Source organism: Beijerinckia sp. L45, assembly GCF_009765775.1.
In the GTDB taxonomy this organism is placed as follows: domain Bacteria; phylum Pseudomonadota; class Alphaproteobacteria; order Rhizobiales; family Beijerinckiaceae; genus RH-AL1.
In genome coordinates this window covers 51,802-58,313 of the sequence record NZ_LMUU01000070.1, presented here as the reverse complement: position 1 = coordinate 58,313, position 6,512 = coordinate 51,802, and the positions used below count along the sequence as shown (strand labels likewise).

At 61.8% G+C, this 6,512-nt stretch carries 8 protein-coding genes; 7 read left to right on the top strand and 1 reads right to left on the bottom strand.

What is annotated here, in order from left to right; translation table 11 throughout:
• Positions 1-179 precede the first annotated feature (179 nt).
• The 7 genes from flhA to GSQ79_RS07505 are packed head-to-tail and all read left to right on the top strand — an operon-like array spanning position 180 to position 5,373.
• Positions 180-2,273: a flagellar biosynthesis protein FlhA gene (gene flhA, locus GSQ79_RS07535; RefSeq protein WP_158808100.1), complete on the top strand. Its 2,094-nt coding sequence runs from the start codon at positions 180-182 to the stop codon at positions 2,271-2,273.
• The gene (locus GSQ79_RS07530; protein WP_246725165.1) at positions 2,273-3,025 is read left to right on the top strand and encodes a flagellar biosynthetic protein FliR; all 753 of its coding nucleotides are present in this window, start codon (positions 2,273-2,275) and stop codon (positions 3,023-3,025) included. The genes flhA and GSQ79_RS07530 overlap by 1 nt, the downstream gene beginning before the upstream one ends.
• Positions 3,026-3,028: 3 nt before the next feature.
• Positions 3,029-3,427, top strand: a complete 399-nt coding sequence (locus GSQ79_RS07525) for a hypothetical protein (protein ID WP_158808099.1) — start codon at positions 3,029-3,031, stop codon at positions 3,425-3,427.
• A gap of 50 nt (positions 3,428-3,477) precedes the next feature.
• Positions 3,478-3,969 carry a rod-binding protein gene (locus GSQ79_RS07520; protein ID WP_158808098.1) on the top strand — a complete coding sequence of 164 codons (492 nt, stop codon included), beginning with the start codon at positions 3,478-3,480 and terminating at the stop codon, positions 3,967-3,969.
• 11 nt (positions 3,970-3,980) lie between these two features.
• Entirely contained in the window at positions 3,981-4,409 is a 429-nt protein-coding gene (locus GSQ79_RS07515) for a hypothetical protein (RefSeq protein ID WP_246725164.1), read from the top strand.
• Positions 4,406-4,855 (top strand): hypothetical protein, encoded by a 450-nt coding sequence (locus tag GSQ79_RS07510; protein ID WP_158808097.1) that lies wholly within the window; start codon positions 4,406-4,408, stop codon positions 4,853-4,855. Before GSQ79_RS07515 ends, GSQ79_RS07510 begins: the two co-directional genes overlap by 4 nt.
• Positions 4,852-5,373, top strand: a complete 522-nt coding sequence (locus GSQ79_RS07505; protein WP_158808096.1) for a hypothetical protein — start codon at positions 4,852-4,854, stop codon at positions 5,371-5,373. The genes GSQ79_RS07510 and GSQ79_RS07505 overlap by 4 nt, the downstream gene beginning before the upstream one ends.
• Positions 5,374-5,597: 224 nt before the next feature.
• Here the strand turns inward: GSQ79_RS07505 and GSQ79_RS07500 are convergent, their stop codons facing one another.
• Positions 5,598-6,377 carry a hypothetical protein gene (locus GSQ79_RS07500; protein ID WP_158808095.1) on the bottom strand — a complete coding sequence of 260 codons (780 nt, stop codon included), beginning with the start codon at positions 6,375-6,377 and terminating at the stop codon, positions 5,598-5,600.
• Positions 6,378-6,512 lie beyond the last annotated feature (135 nt).

The following is a 6,512-nucleotide window of genomic DNA, read 5'->3' as shown; positions in this document are numbered from 1 at the left end:
CGTTCCGATGGTTGGAGGCGAAAGGCATCCGGCGCTTCTTCGTGTCCCGTCGGCGGCGTTCAACTGCCAGTCCATCGGCCCCCGCTTTTTACCGCGGCTTGCGGGTCTGGCGACGTCCAAGCCATCCCGACGCAAGCTTCAGCTCCTAGGATAGCCCTGCACGAATGTAGGTGGATCCCATGGCGGCCAATACCCCCGCGATAAAAATTGCCGCAGGCGAGAAGAAGAGCGGCCGCGACGTCTTCTTCGCCGCCGGCATCGTTTCGATCCTGGCGATCTTCTTTCTTCCGATTCCGTCCTTCCTGATCGACATGGGGCTGGCCTTCTCGATCGCGCTCTCCGTCCTGATCCTGATGGTGTCGTTGTGGATCGAGAAGCCACTCGACTTCTCGGCGTTTCCGACGGTCCTGCTCGTCTCGACCTTGTTGCGCCTCGCGCTGAACATCGCGACGACACGCCTGATCCTTTCCGACGGGGCCGAGGGGGTGAACGCCGCGGGATTCATCATCGGCGGCTTTTCCAAGCTGGTGATGAGCGGCGACTTCGTGATCGGTCTGATCGTCTTCGCGATCCTGATTACCGTCAACTTCCTCGTCATCACCAAAGGCGCGACGCGTATCGCAGAAGTCGGTGCGCGCTTCACGCTCGACGCGATCCCGGGCAAGCAGATGGCCATCGACGCCGATCTGAACGCCGGTCTGATCAACGACAAGGAAGCGCAGGCGCGCCGCCGTGAACTCGAGGAGGAGAGCTCCTTCTTCGGTTCGATGGACGGTGCCTCCAAGTTCGTTCGCGGCGACGCCGTCGCCGGCATCATCATTCTCGCCGTCAACATCTTCGGCGGCATCGTCATCGGATCGACGCGCCACGGCATGCCGCTGGCCCACGCCGCCGATGTCTTCGTCAAGCTGTCGGTCGGTGACGGCCTCGTCTCGCAGATTCCGGCGCTCATCGTCTCGCTCGCCGCCGCCTTGCTCGTGTCGAAAGGCGGCACGCGCGGCTCGACGGAAAAAGCGGTCCTCAACCAGCTCGCGAATTATCCCCGTGCGCTTTTCGTCGCCGCCCTCCTGCTTGGCCTTCTCTCGCTTATTCCCGGTCTGCCCTTCTTCCCGTTCGCGATGCTGGGCGGGTTGATGGCGTTCGTCGGCTACACGATTCCGCGCAAGCTCGCCGCCGCCCGCGCCTTGGTGGCCGCCGAAGAATCCGCCGCGGCGGAAAACGCGCAGCTCGAAGCGCGCGACTCCATCAAGGAGTCGTTGAGGACCGTCGAGATCGAACTCGTGATGGGCAAGCAGCTCGCCATCAAGATGCTCGTGGCCCACGGCGAACTCGGGCTTCGCGTGGCAAAACTCCGGCGCAAGTTCGCGCGGCAGTACGGCATCGTGGTGCCGGACATCAAACTAAGCGATAGCCTGACGCTGGCGCCGAAAGCCTATCAGATCAAGATCCACGGGACGGTGGTCGCGACGGACGAGATCCGCCTCGGCGACGTGATGGTGATCGTCGGCGATGGACGCGTGCCCAACGTTCCAGGCGAAGAGATCCGCGAATCCGCATTCGGGATGAAGGCGATCTCCATTCCGGAGTCGCTAGGCGCGGAGGTTACGCGCGATGGTTTCAGAACCATCGATAATCTTTCCGTCCTCCTCACCCACGTGGGTGAGACCATTCGCGGAAACCTGGCGCAGCTTCTGTCCTACAAGGACGTTCGGACGCTGCTCGATCGTATGGAGCCGGAATATAAGAAGCTGGTCGAGGAGATCTGTCCCGGGCACATTTCCCTCTCCGGTCTTCAGGCCATTCTGAAGCTGCTCCTCGCCGAGCGCGTGTCGATCCGCAACATCCATATCATCCTCGAGGCCATCGCCGAGATCGTCCCGCATGTCCGGCGTTCGGAGCAAGTCGTAGAACATGTCCGCATGCGGATCTCCCAGCAGATTTGCGGGGATCTCACCGATAACGGGGCGCTCAACGTTCTCCGGCTGGGCAGCCGATGGGAAACGGCATTCCAGCAAAGTCTGAAGAAGGACGGAAAAAGCGACGTCGCCGAATTCGATCTCGATCCGCGCATGGTCGAGCAATTCGGCGCGGAGGCCGCGCCGGTCATCCGCAGTCGCATGGACCAAGGTCATAACTTCGTGCTGCTGGCGACGCCGGAGACCCGGATCTTCGTGCGCATGATCATCGAACGGATGTTCGCGACCTTGCCGGTCCTGTCACACCTCGAGATCGCCCGCGGACTGCAGATCAAGACGCTCGGTTCGATTTCCTGATGGATCTGACGCCGTCCCTTGTTCTGTCGGCGTTCGTGGTCTTCTGCCGGATCGGTGGCTGTATTCTGCTGATGCCGGGCTTTTCGAGTCCGCGCATCCCGGTCCAGGCGCGCCTTTTCGTAGCCATCGCCGTCTCCCTCGCGATGACGCCGCTGGTGATCGACGATGTACTGCCTCTCGTCGGCAAGGCTTCGCCCTTTGCGCTCGTCACGATCATGATCTTCGAAAGCCTCAAGGGCGTCGTCATCGGTCTGCTCGGGCGGCTCTACTTCATCGCCTTGGAAACCTTGGGCATGGCGATCTCGATGTCCATCGGCCTCTCCGCCAATCTTGGGGCGCCCGTCGATGAGTCCGAGGCGCTGCCGGCTGTCGTCACGCTCATCACGCTCGGCGCCACGCTTCTGCTTTTCGTGACCGATCTGCATTGGGAGGTGTTTCGCGGACTTTCCGCCTCTTACGTGGTTATGCCGGTGCGCGATGGGTTCGATCCGCGCATGGGCCTGCTTCAGCTCGTCGACGGCTCGACGAAGACGTTCATTCTCACGCTGCGGATCGCCAGCCCGTTCCTGATCTTTTCGATCATCGCCAACGTGGCGATCGGGATCATCAACAAGCTGGTGCCGCAGATCCCGGTGACATTCGTGTCGACGCCGTTTCTTCTGTTCGGCGGCGGACTTCTCTTCTACTTCACGATATCGCCGGCCCTCGACATGTTCACTGCGGCGTTCGGCTCGTGGCTCAAGACGGGATGACCGATGCGCGATCGCAGTAAATCCCTCGAACGCGTGCTTGCGGTACAGCGCCAGGTCGTCCGCCTGGCGGAATGGCGTCTCGGCACCCTCAAGCAGCAGTGCGCCGAGATCAAGGAGGATCAGGCGCGCCTCCACGCCTTCGTCTCGAGCGAGGAGGCGCTCAGCCCCTTGATGTCCGCGGCGGCGTTCCAGCGGGGGCAGGCGCTGCTTGGCTCGATCGTGAAACGCGAGGCCGAAACCGTGACGCAGACGGCGCATACGGATGCGATGCGGCGGCGGGAACGCCTGGCGGAGAAACTGGTCGACAAGGTCCGGGCCGACCTCGAGCACGCCGCGGAAAAGCGGAGCCTGGAGGAGACGATCGAGGCCTCGGCCTGGCGGGATGACGCAAGCTTCCCGTAAGCCTGATCGCGCATTGTCGGGAGGTCCTTACTGAAGTCCCGAGACCTGCCGTGGCCATTTCTCCTCCCTCCGACATCGTCCTGGATGTGGCAAGCGCTGCCGATCCAGCGAAGGTGCGCGCGGCGACCGAGCGGCTCGCCAAGCTGGCGGCCGATCCGACGGCAACGATCAGTTTTTCCGACGCGCTTGCCTCGACGAAAAGCCCGGCCGTCACCGGCAGCTCCACGCCCGCGCCCACGACAGCGGCACCCGCAGGCTTTGCCGATGCACGCGATCGCATGACGACAGCCGGGCCGCACGACAAGCTGAAGGCTTATCAAAAGTTCGAGGCCGTCCTGCTCCAGAATTTCGTCGAATCGATCCTTCCCAAGGACGACGAACTGTTCGGCGACAAGAATTCGGCCGATATCTACCGATCGATGATGGCCGAGCAGTTTGCGAACCAACTTGCCAAGAGCGGCAGCCTTGGGATCGCCAAGCAGATCATGGCGGCCCACCCACCGGGGTCGCAGCCCACCGCGCCCATCAGCAGTGAAAGTTAGAGGTCGCACCGATGTCAGCGTCAGAGCAAGCCGCTACCCAGGCCCCGCCGATCTCGTCCTTGCAGCGCCCGTCCGTTCCGGAATCGGCCTATGATGCCTTCTTCAAGGTCATCGAACGGCTTGAAGCGGTCCTTGACGAGGAAATGCGATCGTTGAAGCAACGCGGCGCCGATTTCAGCGACCTGACGCGCCGCAAGCGGCAAGGCTTTCTCGAACTCAACCGCCTGATGCGATCGTTCGAAGGCACGATTCCGAGCCAGGACATCATCAACCGCCTTGCCTCCTTCCGCGTCAAGCTCGACGAGAACGGCAACGCGCTGCGTTTCCACCTCCAGGCTGCACAGGAGATCACCGCGACGATCGTCCGCGTCATGCAGGAGATGGACTCCGACGGGACCTACTCGAGGTCCGCCGTCTACAGGGGCTTCGAACTGTCATGAAAGCCTTCATCATCGGCATCTGGGTCTTGATCGTCGCTCTGGGCGCGACCTACGCCTCGGCCTATTTCGATAGCAACCGCAAGGCGCCCGGGGCGGAGCTGGCCGTGGCAAGCGTCGTCCAGGCCGAGAAAACACGAGTCATCAACGTGCCGATGATCGCGAACGGAGCAGTCCAAGGGTTTGTCGTCGCGCAGTTCGGCTATACCGTCGATGCGGCGATGATGAAGAAAGTCGCGGTATCGCCGGAAGTTTTCATCCTCGATGAAGCCTTTCGAACTTTGTATTCCGACGACCATCTCGATTTTGCGCATATCGAGCGCTACGATATCAACAAGTTGACGACCCACCTTGTCCAAGCCACGAACGAACGCCTGGGCGCGACCGTCGTCAAAGCGATCCTCATCCAGGACTTCACCTATTTCTCCAAGCAGGAGACGGAACATTGAGCGCGCGCCATTTCCACTTTTCACTCATCGGCGGCACGGCAGACGAGCGGCCCAAGGCGGAGTTCGATGCGATGCGGATCGGGCGCGTGACCTGGGTCGGACTGACACTCGCCGTCATCGGATGGGCGATGCTGCTCGGCGAAACCGCGATCTCCGACTTCATGACCATTCAGAACCCGCGTGTTCTGCCACCGACGTTTCACGACGATTTCGTGGATGTCGCGAAAACATTGATCTTCAGCGGGTTCGGTCTCGCCCTCGTCGGCTCCTTGCAGACCGGCTTCGGCGCCTTGAACCGCTTCTTTGAGGCGGTGCTGGTCCGCTCCGGTCAGAAGGCGCAATCGCAGTCCCTTGCCGTGGCGCCGGTCACCGAGGCCTACAAACGCGAGACCGTCGTCGACCCGGGTCCTCGCATGGGGCGGCCCTACCGGACCTTCCCCGACGGCTCCGTCGAAGTCGAGACGATCGTCGGAAATCGCCGGTTTCGCTCGATGGACGAGGCGCGCGACTTCATCTGATCGTTTTGGGACCGCAAGCCGGACGGAACGCACGAGATTGAAATACGAAGGGCGGTTTGCAGAAATGCAAACCGCCCTTTCCTTTGGTTAGTTCGGCGTGAGAAACGCGGCCGCAAATGTCTCGTCTGGCCGAAGGTTCTCTTCTAACAACCTTCCGCCGCAAAACCTGCATCGGGTCTCGATTGGCCGGCACACCCGTTCAAAGTGTGCCGGCCACAAAAAAATCAGGCGGTTGGTGAGGAGACCAACGGCGTCTGGTTGAAGCGGAGCTGCGGGTCGCCGATAAAGTTATACAGGCCGACGTGGGTCAGCTGGCCCTGGGTATCGAGCCAGACCTTGCCGCCGATATCGCGCCACTTCTGGCAGAAGCCGAAATCCTCGCTGATATAGACGCCCGTCTGCTTGTCGATCATGCAGTCGAACAGCAGGTAGTTCTCCTCCGCAGCGGCATTGCCGAGCGCGTGCGATTTCTTGTAGCGGCTTTCCGGATAGGCCTCGATCATCCGCAGGATCGCCGCCCGCTTGATGAGCATGAAGCCGCCGCCGCACCAGATCCCGGTGGCGAAGCGGCCGCGTCGCTCCAACTCTTCGCCGTCGCAGAGGCTTCCGACATATTCCAGCGGCGCCGTTTCCATCGCTTCGCCGCCTTGCACGCGAGCGCGGCTCTGATCGTCCCATTTGATGACCTTGAGTGGATAGATTCCGGCAACGACATCCTGGTTGAATTGCAGCATCGCGGTCACTTGTTGCGCGTCGAAGCGGATGTCGGCATCGATGAACAGGATGTGGCTCGCCTGCGGCATGGCGAGAAACTGCGCAAGGAGCGTGTTGCGACCGCGCGTGATGAGCGCGTCGTGCCCGAGAAGCGCGAGCGTCGCGTCATAGCCGACCTGGGCGGCGTGATGCATCAAGCCGACCACGGAAAGCATGTAGTGACTGGAAACGAGCCCGCCGAAGCAGGGGGTGGCGATGAACACCATCGGCTTTTGCTGGACGTCGGTCATAGCTTCCTTCGTAGGTATCGCCGATGCGGCGGGATGAATGGGTTACGCTTATCTTGCGGTGCAAGATCATTCGGAGTGCGGCAGCGGACCTCGTTGGCCCGCGGCGTCCGCGACCAGTCGATCGCTACGCGACAA

Bases quoted from the DNA above. Each gene is read 5' to 3' on its own strand.
- flhA (WP_158808100.1), top strand. From the start codon at position 180: ATGGCGGCCAATACCCCCGCGATAAAAATTGCCGCAGGCGAGAAGAAG.
- GSQ79_RS07510 (WP_158808097.1), top strand. From the start codon at position 4,406: ATGAAAGCCTTCATCATCGGCATCTGGGTCTTGATCGTCGCTCTGGGC.
- GSQ79_RS07530 (WP_246725165.1), top strand. From the start codon at position 2,273: ATGGATCTGACGCCGTCCCTTGTTCTGTCGGCGTTCGTGGTCTTCTGC.
- GSQ79_RS07500 (WP_158808095.1), bottom strand. From the start codon at position 6,377: ATGACCGACGTCCAGCAAAAGCCGATGGTGTTCATCGCCACCCCCTGC.
- GSQ79_RS07525 (WP_158808099.1), top strand. From the start codon at position 3,029: ATGCGCGATCGCAGTAAATCCCTCGAACGCGTGCTTGCGGTACAGCGC.
- GSQ79_RS07515 (WP_246725164.1), top strand. From the start codon at position 3,981: ATGTCAGCGTCAGAGCAAGCCGCTACCCAGGCCCCGCCGATCTCGTCC.